19 protein-coding genes, 1 tRNA gene and 1 riboswitch are annotated in these 21,110 nt (G+C 67.0%); of the genes, 8 read left to right on the top strand and 12 right to left on the bottom strand.

Annotated features, from left to right (window positions below):
- Window positions 1-41 precede the first annotated feature (41 nt).
- Window positions 42-1,697, top strand: a complete 1,656-nt coding sequence (gene ettA / locus OCGS_RS09630; RefSeq protein ID WP_007427049.1) for an energy-dependent translational throttle protein EttA — start codon at window positions 42-44, stop codon at window positions 1,695-1,697.
- A gap of 2 nt (window positions 1,698-1,699) precedes the next feature.
- On the top strand, window positions 1,700-2,515 hold the full coding sequence (locus tag OCGS_RS14850) for a type II toxin-antitoxin system death-on-curing family toxin (protein ID WP_162136608.1): 816 nt from the start codon (window positions 1,700-1,702) through the stop codon (window positions 2,513-2,515).
- Between the two features lie 76 nt (window positions 2,516-2,591).
- Here the strand turns inward: OCGS_RS14850 and OCGS_RS09625 are convergent, their stop codons facing one another.
- On the bottom strand, window positions 2,592-2,948 hold the full coding sequence (locus OCGS_RS09625; RefSeq protein ID WP_007427048.1) for a BrnA antitoxin family protein: 357 nt from the start codon (window positions 2,946-2,948) through the stop codon (window positions 2,592-2,594).
- 251 nt (window positions 2,949-3,199) lie between these two features.
- On the opposite strand from OCGS_RS09625, the gene OCGS_RS09620 reads away from it, so the two are divergent.
- Window positions 3,200-3,406, top strand: a complete 207-nt coding sequence (locus OCGS_RS09620; RefSeq protein WP_007427047.1) for a cold-shock protein — start codon at window positions 3,200-3,202, stop codon at window positions 3,404-3,406.
- 54 nt (window positions 3,407-3,460) lie between these two features.
- Here the strand turns inward: OCGS_RS09620 and parA are convergent, their stop codons facing one another.
- Together parA and OCGS_RS09610 are read right to left on the bottom strand one after the other, a co-directional pair.
- A complete protein-coding gene (gene parA / locus OCGS_RS09615) occupies window positions 3,461-4,099 on the bottom strand; it encodes a ParA family partition ATPase (protein ID WP_007427046.1) in 639 nt (212 codons plus the stop codon).
- Between the two features lie 72 nt (window positions 4,100-4,171).
- Window positions 4,172-4,247, bottom strand: a tRNA-Ala gene (locus OCGS_RS09610).
- An 89-nt stretch (window positions 4,248-4,336) separates the two neighbouring features.
- Here OCGS_RS09610 and OCGS_RS09605 point away from each other — a divergent pair.
- Window positions 4,337-5,614, top strand: a complete 1,278-nt coding sequence (locus OCGS_RS09605; RefSeq protein ID WP_007427045.1) for a DUF2254 domain-containing protein — start codon at window positions 4,337-4,339, stop codon at window positions 5,612-5,614.
- A 7-nt stretch (window positions 5,615-5,621) separates the two neighbouring features.
- Here OCGS_RS09605 and gcvP read toward each other — a convergent pair whose 3' ends face one another.
- From gcvP to gcvT, 3 genes are all read right to left on the bottom strand, one after another.
- Window positions 5,622-8,456 carry an aminomethyl-transferring glycine dehydrogenase gene (gcvP, locus tag OCGS_RS09600; RefSeq protein ID WP_007427044.1) on the bottom strand — a complete coding sequence of 945 codons (2,835 nt, stop codon included), beginning with the start codon at window positions 8,454-8,456 and terminating at the stop codon, window positions 5,622-5,624.
- A 69-nt stretch (window positions 8,457-8,525) separates the two neighbouring features.
- A complete protein-coding gene (gene gcvH / locus OCGS_RS09595; protein WP_007427043.1) occupies window positions 8,526-8,888 on the bottom strand; it encodes a glycine cleavage system protein GcvH in 363 nt (120 codons plus the stop codon).
- 8 nt (window positions 8,889-8,896) lie between these two features.
- Window positions 8,897-10,027 (bottom strand): glycine cleavage system aminomethyltransferase GcvT, encoded by a 1,131-nt coding sequence (gene gcvT / locus OCGS_RS09590; protein ID WP_007427042.1) that lies wholly within the window; start codon window positions 10,025-10,027, stop codon window positions 8,897-8,899.
- A 113-nt stretch (window positions 10,028-10,140) separates the two neighbouring features.
- A riboswitch (glycine riboswitch) is annotated at window positions 10,141-10,241 on the bottom strand.
- 62 nt (window positions 10,242-10,303) lie between these two features.
- On the opposite strand from gcvT, the gene OCGS_RS09585 reads away from it, so the two are divergent.
- Window positions 10,304-10,903, top strand: coding sequence for a gamma-glutamylcyclotransferase family protein (locus OCGS_RS09585; RefSeq protein WP_007427041.1), 600 nt, complete (start codon window positions 10,304-10,306; stop codon window positions 10,901-10,903).
- Here the strand turns inward: OCGS_RS09585 and gltX are convergent.
- Window positions 10,900-12,213 (bottom strand): glutamate--tRNA ligase, encoded by a 1,314-nt coding sequence (gene gltX / locus OCGS_RS09580; protein ID WP_007427040.1) that lies wholly within the window; start codon window positions 12,211-12,213, stop codon window positions 10,900-10,902. The two genes, OCGS_RS09585 and gltX, sit on opposite strands and share 4 nt — an antisense overlap.
- A gap of 61 nt (window positions 12,214-12,274) precedes the next feature.
- Here gltX and OCGS_RS09575 point away from each other — a divergent pair, with 61 nt between their 5' ends.
- Entirely contained in the window at window positions 12,275-12,673 is a 399-nt protein-coding gene (locus OCGS_RS09575) for a metallopeptidase family protein (RefSeq protein WP_007427039.1), read from the top strand.
- 10 nt (window positions 12,674-12,683) lie between these two features.
- Here the strand turns inward: OCGS_RS09575 and OCGS_RS09570 are convergent, their stop codons facing one another.
- Entirely contained in the window at window positions 12,684-14,342 is a 1,659-nt protein-coding gene (locus tag OCGS_RS09570) for an NAD+ synthase (protein WP_007427038.1), read from the bottom strand.
- 105 nt (window positions 14,343-14,447) lie between these two features.
- Here OCGS_RS09570 and OCGS_RS09565 point away from each other — a divergent pair, with 105 nt between their 5' ends.
- The gene (locus OCGS_RS09565; protein ID WP_007427037.1) at window positions 14,448-15,983 is read left to right on the top strand and encodes an MORN repeat-containing protein; all 1,536 of its coding nucleotides are present in this window, start codon (window positions 14,448-14,450) and stop codon (window positions 15,981-15,983) included.
- A gap of 75 nt (window positions 15,984-16,058) precedes the next feature.
- Here OCGS_RS09565 and OCGS_RS09560 read toward each other — a convergent pair whose 3' ends face one another.
- On the bottom strand, window positions 16,059-16,445 hold the full coding sequence (locus OCGS_RS09560) for a hypothetical protein (RefSeq protein WP_007427036.1): 387 nt from the start codon (window positions 16,443-16,445) through the stop codon (window positions 16,059-16,061).
- A gap of 58 nt (window positions 16,446-16,503) precedes the next feature.
- On the bottom strand, window positions 16,504-17,781 hold the full coding sequence (locus OCGS_RS09555) for a sulfite oxidase (RefSeq protein ID WP_007427035.1): 1,278 nt from the start codon (window positions 17,779-17,781) through the stop codon (window positions 16,504-16,506).
- Window positions 17,782-17,899: 118 nt separating this feature from the next.
- Here OCGS_RS09555 and OCGS_RS09550 point away from each other — a divergent pair, with 118 nt between their 5' ends.
- Window positions 17,900-18,898 (top strand): LLM class flavin-dependent oxidoreductase, encoded by a 999-nt coding sequence (locus tag OCGS_RS09550; RefSeq protein ID WP_007427034.1) that lies wholly within the window; start codon window positions 17,900-17,902, stop codon window positions 18,896-18,898.
- A 10-nt stretch (window positions 18,899-18,908) separates the two neighbouring features.
- Here the strand turns inward: OCGS_RS09550 and OCGS_RS09545 are convergent, their stop codons facing one another.
- Together OCGS_RS09545 and OCGS_RS09540 are read right to left on the bottom strand one after the other, a co-directional pair.
- Complete coding sequence (locus OCGS_RS09545) at window positions 18,909-20,432, bottom strand: cryptochrome/photolyase family protein (RefSeq protein ID WP_007427033.1); 1,524 nt, start codon at window positions 20,430-20,432, stop codon at window positions 18,909-18,911.
- The gene (locus OCGS_RS09540) at window positions 20,429-21,088 is read right to left on the bottom strand and encodes an SDR family NAD(P)-dependent oxidoreductase (protein WP_007427032.1); all 660 of its coding nucleotides are present in this window, start codon (window positions 21,086-21,088) and stop codon (window positions 20,429-20,431) included. Before OCGS_RS09540 ends, OCGS_RS09545 begins: the two co-directional genes overlap by 4 nt.
- Window positions 21,089-21,110 lie beyond the last annotated feature (22 nt).

The raw sequence follows: 21,110 nt of genomic DNA, 5'->3' as shown, positions 1-21,110 counted from the left end.
GGGGGGATAGAACCCCGCGCAACCCCAGCAGGAGCATCCCCATGGCCGCCTATCAGTATGTCTATCACATGGATGGCGTCTCCAAGACGATCCCCGGCGGCAAGAAGCTGTTCGAGAACATCCGCCTGAACTTCCTGCCCGGCGTCAAGATCGGCGTCGTCGGCGTCAACGGGTCGGGCAAGTCCACCCTGCTGCGGATCATGGCCGGCCTCGACAAGGACTTCCAGGGCGAGGCATGGGCCGCCGAAGGCGCGCGCGTGGGCTACCTGCCGCAGGAACCGCATCTCGACCCCGCCCTGACCGTGCGCGAGAACGTCATGCTGGGCGTCGCCCCCAAGCAGGCGATCCTCGACCGCTACAACGAACTCGCCATGAACTACTCGGACGAGACGGCGGACGAGATGGCCGAACTTCAGGACCGCATCGACGCCCAGAACCTCTGGGATCTCGATTCGCAGGTCGATATCAGCATGGAGGCCCTGCGCTGCCCCCCCGACGACGCCGATCCGTCCACCCTGTCGGGCGGCGAGGCGCGGCGCGTGGCGCTGTGCCGGCTGCTGCTGGAACAGCCCGACATGCTGCTGCTGGACGAACCGACCAACCATCTGGACGCCGAAACCATCGCCTGGCTTCAGAACCACCTGATCGACTACAAGGGCACCATCCTGATCGTCACGCACGACCGCTATTTCCTCGACGACATCACCGGCTGGATCCTCGAACTCGACCGCGGGCGCGGCATCCCCTACGAAGGCAACTATTCCGCCTGGCTGGAACAGAAGGCCAAGCGGCTGGCGCAGGAAGCGCGCGAGGACAAGTCCAAGCAGAAGACGCTGGAGCGCGAGCTGGAATGGATGCGCCAGGGCGCCAAGGCCCGCCAGGCGAAATCCAAGGCCCGCATCACCGCCTACGAACAGCTTGCCTCCCAGTCCGAGCGCGAGCGTCTGTCCGGCGCGCAGATCATCATCCCCAACGGCGAACGCCTGGGCAACCGCGTGATCGAGGTCGAGAATCTGACCAAGGCGATGGGCGACAAGCTGTTGATCGAGGATCTGACCTTCTCGCTTCCGCCCGGCGGCATCGTCGGCGTCATCGGCCCCAACGGCGCCGGCAAGACGACGCTGTTCCGCATGCTGACGGGTCAGGAACGGCCCGATTCCGGCACCGTCGAATTCGGCGATACCGTGCACCTTGCCTATGTCGATCAGTCGCGCGACGCGCTGGACCCCCAGGCGACCGTCTGGGAGGAGATCAGCGGCGGCGGCGAGGTGATCGACCTCGGCGATGCGCAGATGAACAGCCGCGCCTATTGCAGCGCGTTCAACTTCAAGGGCGGCGACCAGCAGAAGAAGGTGGGCCTGCTGTCGGGGGGCGAACGCAACCGCGTGCACATGGCGAAACTCCTCAAATCCGGGGGCAACGTCCTGCTGCTGGACGAACCCACGAACGACCTTGACGTGGAAACGTTAAGGGCGCTTGAAGATGCGCTGGAAAACTTCGCCGGCTGCGCCGTCATCATCAGCCACGACCGCTTCTTCCTCGACCGCCTCTGCACCCACATCCTGGCCTTCGAGGGCAACGCCCATGTCGAATGGTTCGAAGGCAATTTCGAAGCCTACGAGGAAGACAAGAAACGCCGCCTGGGCGTGGATTCGCTGGAACCGAAGCGGGTGAAGTTCAAGAAGTTCGCGAGGTAGCCGTGTTAGAAGAAACGCAGATTCATCCAGACCTCTGGAACAACTATACATGGCACTTGCAGCAAATTGATGAGTTTGACTATTCCGGGGACCGCTATCATCTCTCCTGCGAGGATGTATTAGATGCCCACTATCTTATCTGCAACCATTTCTACAGAATAGGCGAAGGCTTAGGCGGCTTCGGCCCTAAAGACATTGGGCTACTTTCATCTGCCGTTAGTCGACAAGTAGCCTCAGCCGGAGGATCATTTGTCTACGATACAGAATGGGAAATCGCAGCTTCCCTGATATTTGGGCTAGTAAATAACCACCCATTCTATGATGCCAACAAACGCACAGCCTTTCTATCATCTGTCTTTTTCATGCTGGAAAGTGGGTACGTTCCCCGCGTCGATATAAGTGAGATTGAAGACTTCATGGTTGATATTGCGAGTTTAAACTCAAGAGAGGGGAGATATCTAACTGTCACAGAAATTTCTTCAAAATTTAAAACTATGTTTCGTGAGCGTGATAGTTCAACATCCTACATAATCACGTATCGTGAACTAAGACGGATACTGGAGCAGCATGGATGTTCTTTGCGAAACCCAAATGGAAATTACATTGATGTTTATAAAGGCGATAGTAGAGTTTTGAAGGTGGGGTATCCTTCTGAAAGTAAAGAGGTTGGTCGCAAGGCACTTATGTCAATCCGAAAAGCGACGGGGTTGACCGCGGAAAACGGTTACGATGCGCAGGTCTTCTTTAAAGGGGCTGATCCGTTGAAAACCCTTATTGGAGAGTACGAGGCACCGTTACTTCGTCTTGCCAATCGCTAGAAGTCTATGGTGAGATTATACGAGTAATTCGTTCTCAAAAATTCAACGATCCAATGCCGTCTGCTTCTAGGCGATGTCATCCCTCCCGCGCCTCCCTGATCCTCCGCATCTCCTCCAGCCCCGCCGCCGACTCCCGTTCCAGCTCGTTCACCTTCAAGATCTTCATCTGCGCCCAGGTCGCCAGGATCCGGTTGATCCGCGCCTGATAGCCCTTGCCCATCGCGCGATAGAATTGCGCCACCGACGCGTCCAGCCGCAGGGTGACGTGCACCTTGCGTTCCTCCACGTCGATGTCGCTTTCGATCAGCGCCCAGGCTTCGGGGCAATGGTCGCGGATCGCGTATTGCATCGTTCCCTCGTCGTCGAACCGGTCGAGGTTGCGGATCATGCGGGCGCGGACGATGCGTTCGGTCTTGGTGAGTTTTCTTGCCATGCGCCCACCCTGCCGCAGACCGGTTAACGCGCCCCGAACGCCGCGCGCGCAGCGTCGCACGGAAATCCTACGGGACTCCGACGCGATTCATACCGCTTGCCTCGGGCCGTGCGGTCTGGCATGATCGGCATTGCTAAGACGACCTCTATCGATCCCCTGTCTTCCTTTCCGGGCTTCAGCGCACTCGATCAAGGCAAGCTTTGCCGCCCTGTTGCACTTCCGCGAACAGAGACACTGACAGGAGACATCACATGCCCAACGGCACCGTGAAATGGTTCAATTCCACCAAGGGCTTCGGCTTCATCGCCCCCGCGACGGGCGGCAAGGACGTGTTCGTCCACATCTCCGCCGTCGAGCGTGCGGGCCTGACCGGCCTTGCCGACGATCAGAAGGTCACCTATGACCTCGAAACCGGCCGCGACGGTCGCGAATCGGCGACGAACATCCAACTGGCCTGAGGCCGACCGGATCCGATCGACAGGGGGCGCACGGGAAACCGTAGCGCCCTTTTTCTATGCCAACGCGTTGATCTGCAAGGCTTCCGCCGCCTCGTCGCGCAGCGCCTCGACCTCGCCGGTCCACGCGCCGCGGCCCTTTTCCTGCACCGACAGCCCCTGTCCCAGCGTCTCGGCATAGGCGACGCGGTTGCCCAGAACGGCCCGCATCCGGCCCATCTCGCGCTCGGCCAGCGCCGCGTCGATCTCGGCGCCCAGCCGCGTCCCCGCCTTGAAGCGGTTCAGCACGATCAGCGCCCGCCGCCGCTCCCGCGCCACCAGATCCAGCAGCGAATCCACCGCCCACAGGTCCACCTGGCTGGTCGCGACCGGCACCAGGATCAGATCGCTCTCGCGCAGGGCGGGCCGCAGGTCGGCATCCACCTTGGGCGGCGTATCGACGATCACCAGGTCGTGCTGGCGGCGCAGTTTCTCGCACTCGTACCCCACGCCCCAGGCGCTAGCGGTGGAAAAATCCATGCCCGGATCGCCCGCCTCGCGCCGGGTCATGTACCATCGTCCCAGCGATCCCTGCGGGTCGGTATCCAGCAGCGCAACGGACAATCCCTGCCGCGCGAACGCGACCGCCAGTGTCACGGCCAGCGTGGTCTTGCCCGCCCCGCCCTTTTGCTGAGCAACCGTGATGACCTGACCCATAATACCCCCTTGCCGCGCCGCAGCATAGCCCGGACCGGCCCCGGCGGCAATCGCGCGTTTCAAGAAGAAAATTGGTGGAGTCGAGGGGGATCGAACCCCTGACCTCGTCATTGCGAACGACGCGCTCTCCCAACTGAGCTACGACCCCACTGGCGCGCTGAATGGCGCAGCATCGCCGCGTTGTCAAGCGACCGGGCGCGCCATAAGGTGCGCAGCGGAATCGCGAAAGGGGCCCGGATGAAGCTGACGCACTGGGTCTGGACCCTGCGCATATGGGCCCGGGCGATCTGGGCGCGCATCGCGATCCTGTCGGCGCTCGCGCTGGTCTCGGCGGGGGTCTCGTCGATCTCGTCCGGGCTGCTGCCCGACCATCTGTCCTATGAGATAACCGAGGACGCCGTGGCGCGGCTGCTGTCGATCCTGTCAAATTCGATGCTGACGGTGACGACGTTCTCGCTTTCGGTGATGGTGGCCGCGCATCATTACGCCAGTTCCCAGGCCACGCCCCGCGCGCACCGGCTGCTGCGCGGCGATGGGCGCACGCAGACGGTGCTGGCGACGTTCATGGGCGCGTTCGTCTATGCGATCATGTCCATCGTGATGCTGAATGCCGGGGCCTATTCCGACCGCGACTTCATCATCGTCTATTTCTTCACCATCCTCGTCATTGCCATCGTCATCGTGGCGATGGTCCGCTGGATCGAGCATCTGTCGGGCCTCGGCTCGATGGAACAGACCGAGGAACGGGTCGAGGACGTGACCATCGAGGCGCTGAAGCTGCGGCTGTCCTGCCCCTGTCTGGGCGGCGTGCCCCTGATCCGGCGCGACACCATTCCCGACGCCGCGGCCGCGCTGCTGGCCGAAAATCACGGCTATGTCCGATACGTCGATGCCGTGGCGCTGAACGATCTGGCCGAGGAGTCGAACGGCGACATCTGGGTCATCGCCAGCCCCGGCGACTGGGTCGATCCGGGCGATCCGCTACTGCGCATGGCGATCTGGGGCATCACGGACGAGCAGGAGAAGAAGCTGCGCGAGGCCGTGGTCATCGGCGACGCGCGATCCTACGACCAGGATCCGCAATTCGGCATCCAGGTGCTGTCCGAGATCGCACAGCGCGCCCTGTCGCCCGGTATCAACGATCCGCGAACGGCCATCGCCGTGCTTCTGCGGATCCTGCGGATATTAACGCCGTGGGAGGACGAGGCGATCCCCCGCCCCGAACCCGATCTGCCGCGTCTGCATGTAAAACCCATGACCGCCCTCGATCTGGTCTTCGCGGGGTTCGACTTCATCGCCCGCGACGGCGCCCAACTGGTCGAGGTTCAGATGCAGGTGCAGCGTGCGCTGGCCCGGCTGGCACGCCACGACAGCGCCGAAATGCGCGAGGCGGCGCGGATCGTCTCGCGCCGCGCGCTGGCTTTTTCAGACGACGCGCTGCTGCTGGCCGAGGACCGGGCGCGAGTGCATGCCGTCTCGCCCCATCGCAGCGACGAGGCGGCCGCCCCGACGTGACAGGCAGCTATTCGGCAGCGTCCTGATACGCCTCGACCGGCGGGCAGGTGCAGACCAGGTTCCGGTCGCCGAACACGTTGTCCACCCGGTTTACCGGCGGCCAGTATTTGTCCACCCGGAACGCCCCCGCCGGATAGCATCCGACCTCGCGGCTATAGGGCCGGTGCCAGTCGCCCACCAGATCCTCGACCGTGTGCGGCGCGTGCTTCAGCGGGTTGTTGTCCCGGTCGGCACGTCCCGCCTCGATGTCGGCGATCTCGGCGCGGATGGACAGCATCGCGTCGCAAAAGCGGTCCAGCTCGGCCTTCGTCTCGGATTCCGTCGGCTCCACCATCAGCGTGCCGGCCACCGGCCAGCTCATCGTGGGCGCATGAAATCCGTTGTCGATCAGCCGCTTGGCGATGTCGTCCACGGTCACGCCGGCCGACTTCTCGAACGGGCGCACGTCGATGATGCATTCATGCGCCACCCGTCCGTTCTGCCCGCGATAGAGGATCGGAAACGCGCCTTCCAGCCGCGCGGCGATATAGTTGGCGTTCAGGATCGCCACCTTCGTCGCCTGCGTCAGTCCCTCGCCGCCCATCAGCAGGCAATAGGCCCAGCTGATCGGCAGGATCGACGCACTTCCATAGGGCGCGCCGCTGACCGCGCCGCCATTCTCGCCATAGCCGGGCAGGTGTTCGGCCAGATGCGCCTTGACGCCGATCGGTCCCATGCCGGGGCCGCCGCCGCCATGCGGGATGCAGAACGTCTTGTGCAGGTTCAGGTGGCTGACATCGCTGCCGATCTCGCCCGGTTTCGACAGGCCGACCATCGCGTTCAGGTTGGCGCCGTCCAGATAGACCTGCCCGCCGTGGTCGTGGGTGATTGCGCAGATCTCGCGCACCGTATCCTCGAACACGCCATGCGTACTGGGATAGGTAATCATGCAGGCGGCCAGGTCGTCGCCCGCCGCTTCGGCCTTGGCGCGGAAATCCTCGACATCCACGTCGCCCCGCTCGGTGCATTTCACCACCACAACCTTCATGCCGCACATCTGCGCGCTGGCGGGGTTGGTGCCGTGCGCGTTCACCGGGATCAGGCAAACGGTGCGATGCCCCTCGCCGCGCGTCGCGTGATAGCGACGGATCGTCAGCAACCCGGCATATTCCCCCTGTGCGCCCGAATTGGGCTGCAACGACATCGCGTCGTATCCGGTGATGGCGCACAGCTTGTCGGCCAGATCGGCCAGCATCCGGGCATAGCCCTCGGTCTGGTCGGCGGGCGCGAAGGGATGGATCGCGCTGAATTCGGGCCAGCTGATCGGCATCATCTCGACCGCCGCGTTCAGCTTCATCGTGCAGCTTCCCAACGGAATCATCGCCCGGTCCAGCGCAAGATCGCGGTCCGACAGCCGCCGCATATAACGCATCATCTCCGTCTCGGCCCGGTTCATGTGAAAGACCGGATGCGTCAGGTAATCCGACCGCCGCAACAGACCGTCGGGAATGGCCGCGCCGCCCTCGCCCGCCATGTCGCGGGCACCGAAGGCCGCGAACAGCCGTTCCAGCGTGTCGTCGCGCGTGGTCTCGTCCACGGCGATGCCCAGCCGCGTCGCCCCGACACGGCGCAGGTTGATCCCCCGATCCGCCGCCGCGTCGAATATGGCATCGCGCCGCGCGCCCGCATCCACCGTGACCGTATCGAAGAACGCCTGCGGCCGAACGTCGAAGCCCGCCTTGCGCAACACGTCCGCCACGCGGACCGCCTTGAAATGGATGCCCTGCGCGATGGCGCGCAGCCCTTCGGGGCCGTGGAACACCGCATAGAACGACGCCATCACCGCCAGCAGCGCCTGCGCGGTGCAGACATTGGATGTCGCCTTTTCGCGCCGGATATGCTGCTCGCGCGTTTGCAGGGCCAGACGATAGGCCTTGTTGCCCCGCGCATCGACGCTGACGCCCACGATCCGCCCCGGCATCGCCCGCTTCAGCGCATCGCGGCAGGCCATATAGGCCGCATGCGGGCCGCCATAGCCCATCGGCACCCCGAACCGCTGCGTCGATCCGACGGCGATGTCGGCTCCCATCGCGCCCGGCTCCTTCAGCAGCGTCAGCGCCAGCGGATCGGCGATGACGATGCCCAGCGCGCCGCGTTCGTGCAGGGCCGCGATCTGCGGCGTGAAATCCGTCAGCCCGCCATGCGTGCCCGGATACTGGAACACGCCCGCGAACACCGCCCCCGCGTCCATCTCGGACGGATCGCCGACGATCACCTCGATCCCCAGCGGCGCGCAGCGGGTGCGGATCACGTCTATATTCTGCGGATGGCATTCCGCATCGACAAAGACCGCGCCCGCCCTGGCCTTGGCGGTGCGCTGTGCCATCGTCACCGCCTCGGCCGCGGCCGTCGCCTCGTCCAGCAGCGACGCGTTGGCGATGTCCAGCCCGGTCAGGTCGCACACCATCGTCTGATAGTTCAGCAGCGCCTCCAGCCGGCCCTGGCTGATCTCGGGCTGATAGGGGGTATAGGCGGTGTACCAGGCCGGGTTTTCCAGGATGTTGCGCTGGATCGCGGGCGGCGTGACCGTCCCGTGATAGCCCTGCCCGATCATCGATTCCAGCACGCGGTTCTGCTTGGCTACCTGCCCCGCATGCCACAGCAGCGCGCTTTGGGACATCGGCGCGCCGATCTCCAGCGGCTCCTGCTGTCGGATCGCCGCGGGCACCGTCTCGTCGATCAGCGTATCGAGGTCCGGCACCCCCAGCACGTCGCACATCGCCGCCATCTCGGACGGGGACGGACCGATATGCCGGCGGTTGGCAAAGTCATAGGGCTGATAGTCGCTAGGCTCGAACGGCATGACGGCTCCTCGGGCGACGCGCGCCCCCTTCATCTTTCTTCAAATACCCATGCGCGGCGGCCGGGCGGATCAGACGAACTTCTTGTAGTCCGCCTCGTCCATCATCGCGTCCAGATCGGCCATGTCCGCGACCTTCATCTTGAAGAACCACCCGTCGCCCAGCGGATCCTCGTTCACCAAAGCGGGGTTGTCGATCAAGGCGGAATTGACCTCGACGATCTCGCCGTCCACGGGCGCCATGATGTCGGACGCGGCCTTGACGCTTTCGATGACGACCACCTCGTCGTGGCGGGCGACCATCCGGCCTTCCTCGGGCAGCTCGACGAAGACCAGATCCCCCAGCTGCGTGGCGGCATGTTCGGTGATGCCCACGGTGACGACGCCTTCCTCGTCCTCGGGGCGCAACCATTCGTGTTCTTCGGTAAATTTCATCTTGGACCTCAGCGTTTGACGGTGGGGGCGCGGAACGGCAGTTCCGCGACGGCGACGGGCAGGCGGCGGCCGCGCAACTCGGCGAACAGGGACGTGCCGACGGCCGTGCGGCCGGTTTCGACATAACCCATCGCCATCGGCCTTTCGAGGCTCGGGCCGAACGCGCCCGAAGTTATTTCGCCGATCGGGTCGGCATCGTCCTGCCCGGCGAAAAGCGGCGTTCCCGCCCGCATCGGCGCGCGCCCTTCGGGCAGCAGCCCGACGCGCAGCCGCGCGGGGCCTTCCTCGATCTGCCGCTCTATGACGTCCACGCCCGGATAGCCGCCCGCCCGCGACCCGCCCGCGCGGCGGACCTTCGGAATCGACCACAGCAGGTTCGCCTCGACGGGGGTGGTCGTCGCGTCGATGTCGTTTCCGTAAAGGCAAAGCCCCGCTTCCAGCCGCAGCGAATCGCGCGCACCCAGCCCGATGGGCGCCACGCCCGGCCGCGCCAGCAGCGCCCGCGCCAGCGCCTCGGCCTGTCCGCCTTGTACCGAAATCTCGAACCCGTCCTCGCCGGTATAGCCAGACCGCGACACCCACAGGTCGCCGAAATCGCTGTCCAGCGTCGCCACGTCCATGAACCGCATCGCCGCGGCGCCGGGCGCCAGCGCCTCCAGCGCCGCCTCGGCCAGCGGCCCCTGCAACGCCAGCAGCCCGCGGTCGGCCACCTCGATCACATCGCAATCCGTCAGACCGTCGCGCAGATGCGCCAGATCGTCCGCCTTGCGCGACGCGTTGACGACCAGAAACAGATGGTCCGCCCGCCGGGCCACCATCAGGTCGTCCAGGATCCCGCCATCGTCGGCGGTCAGCACCGCATAGCGCTGCCGCCCCTCGGGCAGCCCGACGATGGCGGCGGGCGTCAGCCCTTCCAGCGCGCGCGCGGCGTCCTCGACATCGCCGGATCGCGGCCGCACGACCACCTGGCCCATATGGCCGATATCGAACAGCCCTGCCTGGGCGCGGCAATGCAGATGCTCCTTCATCACGCCGGGCGCGTATTGCACAGGCAGCGCATAGCCCGCGAAAGGCACCATGCGGCCGCCCAGCTCCAGATGCAGATCGTGCAAATCCGTCCGGCGCAGCGTTTCGGTCATGTCATCACCCCCAGCATTCCAGTTGCGGCGCCACCGCGCCCCCGAATGCCCCCTCTGTCCTGTCGCCTGAGATCGCTATCCCGTCGGCGGGCTTGCGCCACTCTCCAGAGTCCGTCGCGGCGGCGGTCCTTTTGCCTGAGAGTTTACCGGGGCGGTTGCTCCTTCGGCACCGGGGCCATGCCTGGCATGGTCCGGCTTCTCCCGTCGCTGCGCCGCCAGCTTATGCACGGCACGCGCCGCCTTGCAATCCCCGCCATGCCTTGCCAGTCACCGCCGATGACCGATCCGCATTTTTTCGGCTATGGCAGCCTCGTCAACCTGACCACGCACGACTACGCCCCGGCGCGGCCCGCGATCCTGCATGGCTGGCGGCGGGTCTGGCGCACGACCGACCGCCGCCGCGCCGCCTTTCTGACGGCCGTTCCGGCCCCCGGTCACGCCGTCGAAGGCATGATCGCCCCCGTGCCCGGCGCCGACTGGCAGGCGCTCGACACGCGCGAGGCGGGCTATGACCGCCTGCCGGCACCCCGCGTCGATCACGGCTTGCGGGCCGACACGACGATCGCCGTCTATGCCATCCCCGCGCACCATGCCCTGCCCGGCCCCGCGCGTCCCGTCCTGCTCAGCTATCTCGACGTGGTGGTGCAGGGCTATGCGCGCCAGTTCGGGGCCGAAGGCGTCGCGCGATTCTTCGCCACGACCGATGGCTGGGGCGCGGTGGCCGACGACCGCGCGGCCCCGCTCTATCCCCGCGCGCGGCGGCTCGACCCAGCGGAGACCGCGCTGGTCGATACCCACCTCGCCGCCCTCGGCGTGCCGTGCGTCGCGCCAGAGGATGCGGGCCTTGCGGACGGCCTGCGCCGCCCCGCCCCCTAAAGCGGCTTTTGCAGCAGCGGCATGACCAGGCTCATGTCCGGCCCCGTCTCGGCCCCCGTCGCGTAAAGGCGCAGCGGCCGGAACAGCGCGCGGCCCTTGCGCCCGGTCGCATCCTTGACCGCGCCGCTCCATTCGGCCCAGGCGTCGGGACCGTAGGGATGCGGCGGCAGCAGGCCGCGCGCCTGCTCGATGAAGGCGCGGTCCTCATCGGCCACGACCGGCTGCGCGCCGTCGCGGAACAGCGCCCACCAATCGGCCATCGCGTCGCGCGTGGCGATGTTCTCGCGCACCGCCTCCCAGAATTGCGGCGCGATGGCGTCGGGCACGCCGATGGTCGCGATCTGCGGCGCGACGGCCTCGAACGGCTCGGCGGCAATGACGCGCGCGCTCAGCGGCTTCAGGTCGTCCGCGTCGAACTTGGTCGGCGCCGCGCCGAACCGCGAAATGTCGAACCCCGCCACCAGTTCGTCCAGCGTGGTGCGCAATTCGACCGGGTCGCTCGACCCCAGCCGCGCCATCAGCGACAGGATCGCCATGGGCTCGATCCCCGCTTCGCGGAAATCCCGCAGGCTCAGCGATCCCAGCCGCTTCGACAGTCCTTCGCCCTGCGGTCCCGTCAGCAGCGAATGATGCGCGAAGGCCGGCGGCGTGCCGCCCAGCGCCTCGATGATCTGGATCTGCGTGGCGGTGTTGGTCACGTGATCCGATCCGCGCACCACATGGGTCACGCCCATCTCGGTATCGTCCACCACCGATGCCAGCGTATAAAGCACCTGACCGTCGCCCCGGATCAGCACCGGATCGCTGACGCTGCCCGCGTCGATGCTGACCGGGCCGAGGATGCCGTCGTCCCATTCGATCCGCTCGCGTTCCAGCAGGAACCGCCAGTGGCCTCCGCGTTCAGCGCGCAGACGGTCCTTCGCGGCCTCGTCCAGATCCAGCGCCGCGCGGTCATAGACCGGCGGCCGCCCCATGTTGAGCTGCTTCTTGCGTTTCAGATCCAGTTCGGTCGGCGTCTCGAACGCCTCGTAGAAGCGGCCCTTGGCGCGCAAATCGTCGGCGGCCGCGCGATAGCGGTCCAGCCGGTCCGACTGCCGCTCCATCCGGTCCCAGGTCAGGCCCAGCCATTCCAGATCCCGCTGGATGGCATCGGCATATTCGGGCTTGCTGCGTTCGGGGTCGGTATCGTCCAGCCGCAGGATGAACGTGCCGCCCGCCTTGCGCGCGATCAGCCAGTTGAACAGTGCGCTGCGCAGGTTGCCGATATGCAGGTATCCCGTGGGCGACGGGGCGAAACGGGTGACGGTCATGGGCGCTCTCCTTGGGCTGCGTCCTCTTTCACAGGGCGCGGCATGTGTCCATATCGGCGGCATGGACAACCCCCTGCCCCCCGATGCCGAATCGATCGCCGCGATGGCCCGCGCCTGTATCGACGGATTGCCGCCCCCCTTCGCCGGCCCCGCCCGCGCCGTGGCCCTGCGGGTCGCCGATTTCGCCGACGACGCCCTGCTGGCCGAGATGGTGATCGCCGATCCCTTCGACCTGACCGGCCTTTACGACGGTATCCCGCTGACCGAGAAATCCGTGCTGGACCAGCCCCACGGCCCCGATACAATCTGGCTGTTCCGCCGCCCAATCCTGGACGAATGGGCCAGCCGGGGCGATGTCGGGCTGGCCGATCTGGTCGCGCATGTCACCGTGCACGAACTGGCCCATCACTTCGGCTGGTCCGATGCCGACATCGCCCGCATCGACCGCTGGTGGGAATGACCTCGCGCCGTCAGGACGGATCGCGCCAGCGGTTCGCGATGGGATAACGGCGATCCAGCCAGAACGCCCGCTGCGTCAGCCGCGCGCCGGGGGCAGACTGGAACCGCTTGTATTCGCTGGTATAGACCAGATGCTCGACCCGCTCGACCAGATCGCGGTCGAAGCCCAGCGCCACGACATCCGCGACCGACGCGTCCAGATCGACAAGCTGGTGCAGGATCGCGTCCAGCACGTCGTAGGGCGGCAGGCTGTCGTCGTCGCGCTGGTCGGGCCGCAGCTCGGCCGAGGGCGGCTTGTCGATGATCCGCTGCGGGACGACCTCGCCCGCCGGTCCCTTCATCCAGCCGCGATGATGCGCGTTGCGCCAGCGGCAGACATCGAACAGCCGGGTTTTCCACAGATCCTTGACCGGGTTATAGCCGCCAGCCATGTCGCCATAGATCGTGGCGTATCCCACCGCCGCCTCGGACTTGTTGCCGGTCGTCAGCAGCATCGCGCCGGTCTTGTTGGAAATCGCCATCAGCGTCAGGCCGCGCAGCCGCGACTGGATGTTCTCCTCGGTCAGCCCCGGCTCGGTCCCGGCGAACAGATCGGCCAGCGCGTCGCCCACGGCCTTGCGCGGCCCCTCGATCGACACCTCGTCCAGGCGGCAGCCCAGCGCGCGGGCGCAAAGCGCCGCATCGTGCAGCGACGCGTCGGACGTGTATTCAGACGGCAGCATCACGCAGCGCAGCGCGTCCGGCCCCAGCGCGTCCGCCGCGATGGCCGCGACCAGCGCGCTGTCCACCCCGCCCGACAGCCCCAGCAGGACCGACGCGAACCCGGTCTTGGCGCAATAGTCGCGCAGACCCGTCACCATCGCGCGATAATCCTGCTCCAGATCGCCCGGATGCACCGCCCTTGCCCCGGCCGCCGCGCGCCAGCCGCCATCCGTCCGCTCGAAATCGACATGCGCCACCGCATCGTCGAACAAGGGCAACTGCACCGCCAGGTCGCCATGCGGGTTCAGCACAAACGATCCGCCGTCGAAGATCTGGTCGTCCTGCCCGCCCGTCATGTTCAGATAGACCAGCGGCAGCCCCGTCTCGACCGTGCGCGCCACCATCAAGGACATCCGCACGTCGAACTTGCCGCGCCGATAGGGCGATCCGTTGGGCACCAGCAGCAGCTCGGCCCCCGTCTCGGCCAGCGTCTCGGTCACGTCGGGATACCACGCATCCTCGCAGATGGGCGTGCCGATGCGCATGTCCCCGATCCGGTAAGGCCCCGCGACGGGCCCTTCGGCGAACGTGCGCACCTCGTCGAAGACGTTGTAGTTGGGCCGGTGATGCTTGAAGACCCGCGCCGCGACCTCGCCGTCCTTCAGAACGTGATAGGCGTTGAAGATCACCCCCGCCTCGACCCAGGGGGCGCCGATCCCCAGGGCGGGGCCGTCCGCCGCATCCCGCGCCAGCCGCTCCAGCACGGCGCGGCAATGGGCGGTGAAGGCGGGCTTGAGCACCAGATCCTGCACCTGATAGCCCGACAGGAACATCTCGGGCAGGGCCACCATGTCGGCCCCGGCCGCGCGCCCCTCGCGCCAGACGGCCAGCGCCTTGTCGGCGTTGCCGTCCAGATCGCCCACGGTCGGGTTCTGCTGGCCCAGCGTCAGGCGGAAACGGTCGGTCATGGGCACTCTCCTTGGCCGCGTGATAGCAGAACCTTGCCGGTTGGAAAGCGTCCCAGCCCCCGCCATCCCGAAAGGCGTTGCGACACCGCGGGGCGCCCGTTAGAAATGCCGCTCATTCACGACATTGCCGGGCGCCGGTCCTCGCGCCCGCAACGGGGGCACATCGTGCAGAGCATCCATTCGGGCATCGCCGGCCTCGGCCTGATCGCCGCACTCGGCCTGTCGGGCGCCGCATCCGCGCAGACCGACGACCGGATCGTCACCAAGCAGTACGAGGATGGCGGCGTCTACGAAGGCACGTTCCAGAACGGCCGCCAGTCGGGCACCGGCACCTACCGCATGCCCAACGGCTATGAATATACCGGCGAATGGCGGGACGGCCGGATCGCGGGCCAGGGCACCGCGCGCTTTCCCGACGGATCGGTCTACCGGGGCAGCTTCGCCGACGGCAAGCCGGAAGGACGCGGCACGATCACCTTCGCCGATGGCGGCACCTACGAAGGCGACTGGAAGGACGGCACCATCGACGGCACCGGGGTCGCCGTCTATGCCGACGGCACCCGCTACGAAGGCGGGTTCCGCAATGCCCGCCATCACGGCAAGGGCCGGATGGAAGGCCCCGGCGGCTACGTCTATGACGGCGACTGGGTCGATGGGGTCAAGGACGGCGCCGGCACCATCACCTATCCCGACGGCGCGGTCTATGAAGGCCAGCTCGTGCGCGGGGCGCGCGAAGGGCGGGGCACGCTGACCATGACCGACGGTCTGGTCTACGAAGGCGACTGGCAGGCGGGCGAGATCACCGGCCAGGGCACGCTGACCCAGCCCGGCGGCGACGTCTATACCGGCGCGCTGTCGGGCGGCAAGCGGCAGGGCCAGGGCCGCGTCGATTACGCCAACGGCGACACCTACGAAGGCGGCTTCGTCGCCGACCGGCGCGAAGGCACCGGCACGTTCACGGGTGCCGACGGCTATGCCTATACCGGCGAATGGGCGGCGGGCCGGATCGCCGGCCAGGGCCGCGCCAGCTATCCCGACGGATCGGTCTACGAAGGCCAGTTCAGGGACGACGTGGCCGACGGCACCGGGCGCATCACCTATGCGGACGGCAACACCTATGAAGGCGGCTGGTCCAACGGCGTGATCGAGGGCGAGGGCCGCGCGACCTATGCCAACGGATCGACCTACGAAGGCGGTTTCCGCAACGCCCGCAACCACGGCCAGGGCACGATGACCCATGCCGACGGTTACACCTATACCGGCGGCTGGAAGGACGGCAAACGCCACGGCAAGGGCATCGCCACCTATCCCGACGGCACCGTCTATGACGGCGATTTCGCGGACGGGCTGCGGCAGGGCCAGGGCACGATCACGCTGCCCGACGGCTTCACCTATACCGGGTCGTGGTCCGGGGGCGAGATGGACGGCGAAGGCATCGCCACCTATGCCAACGGCGACGTGTACGAAGGCGCCTTCGCGCAAGGCCAGCGGCAGGGCCAGGGCACCATCCGCTACGCCACCGGCGAAACCGTCAGCGGCGAATGGCGGCAGGGCGACCTTGCCAATCCTGCGGCGGACGACGCTGCCAGAACCGGATCGGGGACCGAAACCGCCGAGACCGGCCAGCCCGCCGACCGCTAGACCCATAGGGACGCGCTCCCGGTCCCTAGGACGGCATCGGATGCGAACGGCCGCGCCGCGCGGTCCGGCCCGGCCCTACCGCTCGGCCGAGAAATGCGTCTTGAGATAGCTCAGGACGATATCCCGCGTTTCGTCGTCGGGCTCGTACATGCCCTGTTTCTCGACCATCCAGGTCCACAGATAGTCCCAGCGTTCGTCCGTCAGGTGCTGCTGGCGGATGATGGCCGTCGAATGGCACGCGACGCATTGATAATACGTCTCCTCCACCCCCGGCCCGTCGGGCAGGTTCCCGAAATCGGGGTTGGGCGCTGCGGCTTCGGACGGCTCGCCCGCCAGCGCGCCGGGCATCAGCGGGTTGGCCGTCGGGCGCATCGGGTCATAGCCCTGCTGGGCGGCACCCTGCATCGCGGTTAGCGACAGCAGCACGGGCGCGGCCAGCGCGGCGGCGCGGATTTGCGTCATCGGTTGTCCTCTCGACTGGGTTGGGGGCCGGGACCGTCCATCGGCCCCGGCACACGCGTCAGGTTGCGATCAGCGCGATGCGGTGCTGCATGTTGTTGGCGTATCCGCGCGGGTTCCAGCCGGGCGTGACAGGGGGCTGGGTCACGCCGTCCATGTCGGTGGCCCGCGCCCAGACCTCGTAATATCCCGCTTCGGGCAGCGTCAGGTCGGCGCGGAACCGCTGCCAGGCGTATTTGTTCACCGGCGGCTCCAGCGTCGCTTCCGTCCAGGTCTGGCCGAAATCGGTGGACAGTTCGACCGACGCGACATCGCCGCCGCCCCACCAGGCATGACCGCGTACCTCGGTCGGCTGGCCCGCCGCGACCTCGCTGCCGGTTTTTGGATGGGTGATCAGCGATTTCACCGGCATCACCTCGAGGATGACCATGTCCTCCTCGGGCACCTCGGTGCCGGGGGCGACCGGATAGGCCGGCAGGCGATACGAATACCCCTCCATCTTGGCCCCGTCATGCACCTGGTCGCGCACCCAGATCCGCGTCAGGTATTTCTGCGACGTCGATCCCGGATAGCCCGGATTGATCAGCCGCAAGGGGAAGCCGTGCAGCGCCGGGATCGGCTGGCCGTTCATTTCCCAGGCGATCAGACCGCCCTCGGCCAGCGCCTTCTCGATCGGCACGCCGCGCGAAATGGCGTCCTTGTCGGGATCGCCGGACAGATGCGGGTCGTTGCCGTAATGCCCCGTATAGACGGCGCTGTCCTTCACCCCCGCCGCGTTCAGCACGTCGGCCAGCCGCACGCCCGTCCAGTCGGCGCAGCCCACGGCGCCCGTCGTCCACTGGTTGCCCGACGCGCCGGGATTGAAGAACGCCCGCCCGTTGCCACCGCATTCGATCACCAGCCGCCGGGTGACGACCTCGAACCGCTCCTTCAGGTCGTCCAGCGCCAGTTCCAGCGGCGTCTCGACCTCGCCGTCGATGGTCAGCGTCCAGCCTTCGGCGTTCATGTCCAGCGCGCTGTCGGGCACCAGCCCGTTGTTGCGCACGAAGAAATGCTCATAGGGCGTCACGTCCGCATCCAGCAGCCAGGCGGGCGTCTCGGCGTTGATCGGCCGGTCGTTCAGGATGACCAGCCCTTCCTTGTCCTGCATCAGGTCGGTGTCCATGACCTGCGCATGGGCGACCGGGATCAGGCCCGCGGGCATCCTCGCCTCGAACGGAATATGCATCCCCACCATCGCGCCCACGGCGCTCAGGCCGGTGGTCTTCAGGAACGCCCGGCGTCCCGGCGATGCGGCGGCACCGTCCTGCGCGGCGTTCGGTGCGATCTCGTCGGTCATGGCGCTGTCCTCCCCAAGGCTTGCGGGGAAAGCAAGCCACGCACCCCCGCCCCTGTCAACGCCCGCCCGCTTCAAAGACGCCGCTCGCGCCCCCATATCGGCCCCGAAGGAGACCGCCATGCGCCATTCCATCCTCGATCTCGCACCCGTCCCCGAAGGATCGGACGCCGCCGCCGCCATCGCCGCCAGCGTGGAACTCGCCCGCGCCGCCGAAGGCTGGGGTTATACCCGCTTCTGGCTGGCCGAACATCACGACATGCCCGGCATCGCCAGCGCCGCGACCGCCGTGCTGATCGGCCATGTCGCCGACGCCACCCGCACCATCCGCGTGGGCGCGGGCGGCATCATGCTGCCCAACCATGCGCCGCTGGCCGTCGCCGAACAATTCGGCACGCTGGCCACCATCCATCCCGGCCGCATCGACCTCGGGCTCGGACGCGCGCCGGGCGGCGATCTGGCCGTCGCCCGCGCGCTGCGCCGCGGACTGGACGGCGACAGCTTCCCGCACGACGTGGTCGAACTGCTGTCCTATCTCGGCCCCGCCGACCCCGACGCCCCCGTCGCCGCCCATCCGGGCCAGGGCACCGACGTGCCGGTCTGGATCCTCGGCTCGTCGCTCTACGGCGCGCAGCTTGCCGCGCATCTGGGCTTGCCCTACGCCTTCGCGTCGCATTTCGCCCCCGACGCGCTGAACGACGCAGCGGCGATCTACCGCGCCCGCTTCCGGCCCTCGCGCCATCTTGACGCACCCTATTTCATGCTGGCCGTCAATGTCTTCGCCGCCGACACCGATGCCCAGGCCGCCCGCCTCCGCACCAGCCAGCAGCTTGCCTTCGCCCGCCTGCGCAGCGGCCGGCCCGGCAAGCTGCCCGCCCCGGTGGACGGCATCGCGGCCGAGATCGGTCAGGACACCCTGCGCGCCGTCAACCACGCGCTGCGGATATCGGCCGTGGGGGCGCCCGAAACGGTCGCGGCACAGATGGCCGCGCTGATCGAACGTCACGCGCCGGACGAGGTGATCCTTACGGGCCAGATCCACGATCCCGCCGCGCGGCTGCATTCGTTCGACATCGCGGCGCAGGTGCTGCGCGGGCTGGACCGGCGCGACGCGGCCTGACGGGGGCGGGTCACACCCGCCCGCCGCCCTCCATCCGCGCCAGCCACGCGCCCACCTCGGCCAGCACCGTCGCGCGCTTGTCCGCATCCATCCGGTCCCAGTTGCGATAGATGTTGCGCATCCGGGGATTGCCCTCGAACCGCTCGCGGTGGCGGTCCAGAAACGCCCAGTAAAGCAGGTTGAACGGACACGCCCCCTGCCCGGTCTTCGTCTTCACGTCATAGGCGCAGTGGCGGCAGTAATCCGACATCTTCGCGATATAGTTGCCGCTGCTGACATAGGGCTTGGACGCCACCACGCCGCCATCCGCGAACTGGCTCATCCCGATGACGTTGGGCGCCTCGACCCATTCATAGGCATCGGCATAGACGGCCAGATACCATTCGTGCACCTGATGCGGGTCGATCCCCGCCAGCAGCGCGAAATTGCCCGTCACCATCAACCGCTGGATGTGATGCGCATAGGCTTCGCGCATCGTCTGGCCGACGCACTGGCTGACGCAATGCATGTCGGTATCGCCGGTCCAGTAGAATTCCGGCAGATCGCGGTCGTGCCCCAGCCGGTTGCGCGCGACATATTCCGGTCCTTCCATGAAATAGACGCCGCGGATGAATTCCCGCCAGCCCAGGATCTGCCGGATGAATCCTTCCGCCGCGTTGATCGCCACGCGCCCGGCGCGCCAGGCATCCTCGGCCGCGCGGCACACCTCCATCGGCGTCAGCAGCCCGGCATTCAGATAGGGCGAGATCAGCGCGTGATAAAGGAACGCCTCGTCGGTCAGCATCGCGTCCTGAAAATCGCCGAACCGCGCCAGCCCCTCGTCGATGAAATGATGCAGCGCGCGCAAAGCGTCCGCGCGCGTGACGGCGAACCAGAAATCGTCGTGGCTGTAGTAATTCGACGGAAATCGCTCGCGCACCAGCGCCAGCACGTCCCGCGTGATGGCGTCGGGCGCCACCCGCAACGGGCCGGGCCACGCAACTTCCTTGGGCGGCGGCTTGCGGTTCTCGGTATCGAAGTTCCAGCGCCCGCCGGCAGGCTCGTCGCCCTCCATCAGCAGCCCGGTGCGCCGCCGCATATCACGATAGAACCATTCCATCCGCAATTCGCGCCGGCCCTTCGCCCATGCCTCGAAATCGGGCTGGCCGCATAGAAAGCGGTCGTCGGGCACCTGACGCACCGGCACCGGACAATCCTCCAGCGCCTCGATCAGCCGCCATTCGCCGGGCCGTGTGACCAGCACCTCGTCCGCGCCGTGTTCTGCCGCCCGGCGGATCAGCTCGCCGGGGATCGACTGGGTGTTGTCGGGATCGTCCAGCGTCGCATAGGTCACCGTCGCGCCGCGCTCGCGCAGCTCGTCCGCGAAATGGCGCATGGCCGAGAACAGGAACGCGATCTTCTTGGGATGGTGCGGCACATAGGACGCCTCGCTCATCGCCTCGGCCATCACCACCACGTCGCCGGGCCGCAACCGCGCCAGCGCGCCCGCGCCATGCGTCAACTGATCGCCCAGCACCAGCACCAGCCGCGTCACCAGACAACTTCCCTTCCGGCATAATCGAAGAACCCGCCCGACTGCGCGGGCGTCAGCCCTGCGCAGACATCCAGCAGGTTGCGCGCCGCTATTTCGGGCGACACCTTGTCGTGATCGGGAAAGCCGCCAGTGAACGCAGTCGAAACCGTGCCGGGATGCAGGCAGGCCAAGACTGCGTGGCGATGGCTGCGCGCCACCTCGATCGACGCGCCGTGAATCAGCGCGTTCAATGCCGCCTTGGACGCGCGATAGGAATACCACCCGCCCAGCCGGTTGTCGCCGATGCTGCCCACCCGCGCCGACAGCGCCGCGAAGACCGACCGCCGGTCGCGCGGCAGCAATCGCAGCGCATGCTTCAGCACCAGCGCCGGGCCGACCGCGTTCAGCGCCATCTGTGCCAGAACCTCCTCCGCACCCAGATCCCTCAGCGACTTCTCGGGCGCGCCGCGCGTGTTGGTCAGCGCCCCGGTCGCCACGAAGATCAGGTCGAACGGCCCGTCCAAATCGCCCAGGTTGCGCGCGACGCTCTCCTCGTCGGTCACGTCCAGCCCGTCCGCCCGCGACCGTCCCGTCACCTCGGCCCCCTGCGCGTCCAGTTCCCGCGCCACGGCCCCGCCGATCCCGCCCGTCGCGCCGATGACCAATGCCCGCTTCATCGCCGGCCATCTATGTCGGCGG

The sequence above is a fragment of the Oceaniovalibus guishaninsula JLT2003 genome (assembly GCF_000299575.1).
GTDB lineage: Bacteria > Pseudomonadota > Alphaproteobacteria > Rhodobacterales > Rhodobacteraceae > Palleronia > Palleronia guishaninsula.
The sequence above is the reverse complement of the archived record's forward strand: the minus strand, read 5'-3'. Positions and strand labels throughout refer to the sequence as shown.

What these genes read in the sequence shown, in the direction of transcription:
- gcvT (WP_007427042.1), bottom strand. Translation starts at nt 10,027, where the DNA reads ATGACCGAAACGCTGCGCCGGACGGATTTGCACGATCTGCATCTGGAG.
- OCGS_RS09565 (WP_007427037.1), top strand. Translation starts at nt 14,448, where the DNA reads ATGCCGCTCATTCACGACATTGCCGGGCGCCGGTCCTCGCGCCCGCAA.
- OCGS_RS09560 (WP_007427036.1), bottom strand. Translation starts at nt 16,445, where the DNA reads ATGACGCAAATCCGCGCCGCCGCGCTGGCCGCGCCCGTGCTGCTGTCG.
- OCGS_RS09550 (WP_007427034.1), top strand. Translation starts at nt 17,900, where the DNA reads ATGCGCCATTCCATCCTCGATCTCGCACCCGTCCCCGAAGGATCGGAC.
- gcvP (WP_007427044.1), bottom strand. Translation starts at nt 8,456, where the DNA reads ATGCCGTTCGAGCCTAGCGACTATCAGCCCTATGACTTTGCCAACCGC.
- gltX (WP_007427040.1), bottom strand. Translation starts at nt 12,213, where the DNA reads ATGACCGTCACCCGTTTCGCCCCGTCGCCCACGGGATACCTGCATATC.
- gcvH (WP_007427043.1), bottom strand. Translation starts at nt 8,888, where the DNA reads ATGAAATTTACCGAAGAACACGAATGGTTGCGCCCCGAGGACGAGGAA.
- OCGS_RS09575 (WP_007427039.1), top strand. Translation starts at nt 12,275, where the DNA reads ATGGACAACCCCCTGCCCCCCGATGCCGAATCGATCGCCGCGATGGCC.
- OCGS_RS09605 (WP_007427045.1), top strand. Translation starts at nt 4,337, where the DNA reads ATGAAGCTGACGCACTGGGTCTGGACCCTGCGCATATGGGCCCGGGCG.
- OCGS_RS09540 (WP_007427032.1), bottom strand. Translation starts at nt 21,088, where the DNA reads ATGAAGCGGGCATTGGTCATCGGCGCGACGGGCGGGATCGGCGGGGCC.
- OCGS_RS09570 (WP_007427038.1), bottom strand. Translation starts at nt 14,342, where the DNA reads ATGACCGACCGTTTCCGCCTGACGCTGGGCCAGCAGAACCCGACCGTG.
- OCGS_RS09555 (WP_007427035.1), bottom strand. Translation starts at nt 17,781, where the DNA reads ATGACCGACGAGATCGCACCGAACGCCGCGCAGGACGGTGCCGCCGCA.
- OCGS_RS09625 (WP_007427048.1), bottom strand. Translation starts at nt 2,948, where the DNA reads ATGGCAAGAAAACTCACCAAGACCGAACGCATCGTCCGCGCCCGCATG.
- OCGS_RS09620 (WP_007427047.1), top strand. Translation starts at nt 3,200, where the DNA reads ATGCCCAACGGCACCGTGAAATGGTTCAATTCCACCAAGGGCTTCGGC.
- ettA (WP_007427049.1), top strand. Translation starts at nt 42, where the DNA reads ATGGCCGCCTATCAGTATGTCTATCACATGGATGGCGTCTCCAAGACG.
- parA (WP_007427046.1), bottom strand. Translation starts at nt 4,099, where the DNA reads ATGGGTCAGGTCATCACGGTTGCTCAGCAAAAGGGCGGGGCGGGCAAG.
- OCGS_RS09585 (WP_007427041.1), top strand. Translation starts at nt 10,304, where the DNA reads ATGACCGATCCGCATTTTTTCGGCTATGGCAGCCTCGTCAACCTGACC.